Annotated in this window: 1 pseudogene; it reads right to left on the bottom strand. The window is 59.3% G+C overall.

Annotation, left to right across the window (positions count from 1 at the left end):
- Positions 1-452: pseudogene (locus VC35_RS30160) on the bottom strand (group II intron reverse transcriptase/maturase); the annotation flags it as partial.
- Positions 453-878 lie beyond the last annotated feature (426 nt).

The following is an 878-nucleotide window of genomic DNA, read 5'->3' as shown; positions in this document are numbered from 1 at the left end:
AAGATAGGTGTGAGCTGTTGCAGCAAAGCCTGTTGGATCAGGCGATCCACGACACAGGGAATGCCCAGTTGCCGTGTTCCGCCTTTAGGTTTTGGGATGTCGACGGCGCGTACACCTTGCGGTTGGTACTCGCCGGCCAGCAACCGAGTCTTGAGGTTCGGCCAATACTGTTTCACGTAGCCTGCCAATTGGTCGACCGTCATGCCATCGGCACCCGGTGCGCCCTTGTTGCTGACTACGCGTTGATACGCACGCTTGAGGTTAGCCGGTGCAAGCACCCGCTCCATCAGCGTGTCCGGCTCCGCGTTCGTCCACGCCACAGACGCCGTCGATGCTTGTGCCCTGTCAGCCGTCATCCTCGGATACCGTCCGGGACTTGGGGAAACAGTCTTCTCTTGGAGAATATTCTGCGTTTCAGCATTCGACGAGACTCTGGCGCCTACTGGCGGCATAACCTGTTCGGCCCTTGGCGGCGGGGTTATTCGCCACTTACTACGGCCTCGGCTGACTTCTGCACGCTCATCCCGTCGCCTCTCGACGCTCGGTAGCACACTGGCAAACGTGCAGATCTCCCAGGGTAATTCGCGTGACCTTCCTGCTTATGCCTGTCGGATCTACGTCACAGCGTTCTGTGCAAGTATCGGGCTTTGAAGATGCTTGCCTTCTTACCCCGCTGCGCCGCCTCTATCCGCTTCCTGTTCGTCAGGCCAGCATTTTGCCTCGGGCTTCCTTCAGATTCGCAGTCACCCGCGACACCCTTGCCTCTGGCTAACACTTCCCCTTGCCGGGTGTGTAGAGGACTTTCACCTCCAAGTCACCAGCGAGGCCACCACAGCCAAGCTGGTTGCGCTTACGCGCAACGCGCCATGCCTGGCGCA

The organism is Pseudomonas fluorescens (assembly GCF_000967965.1).
GTDB lineage: Bacteria > Pseudomonadota > Gammaproteobacteria > Pseudomonadales > Pseudomonadaceae > Aquipseudomonas > Aquipseudomonas grandcourensis.
This window is presented reverse-complemented; position numbering and strand designations above follow the sequence as displayed.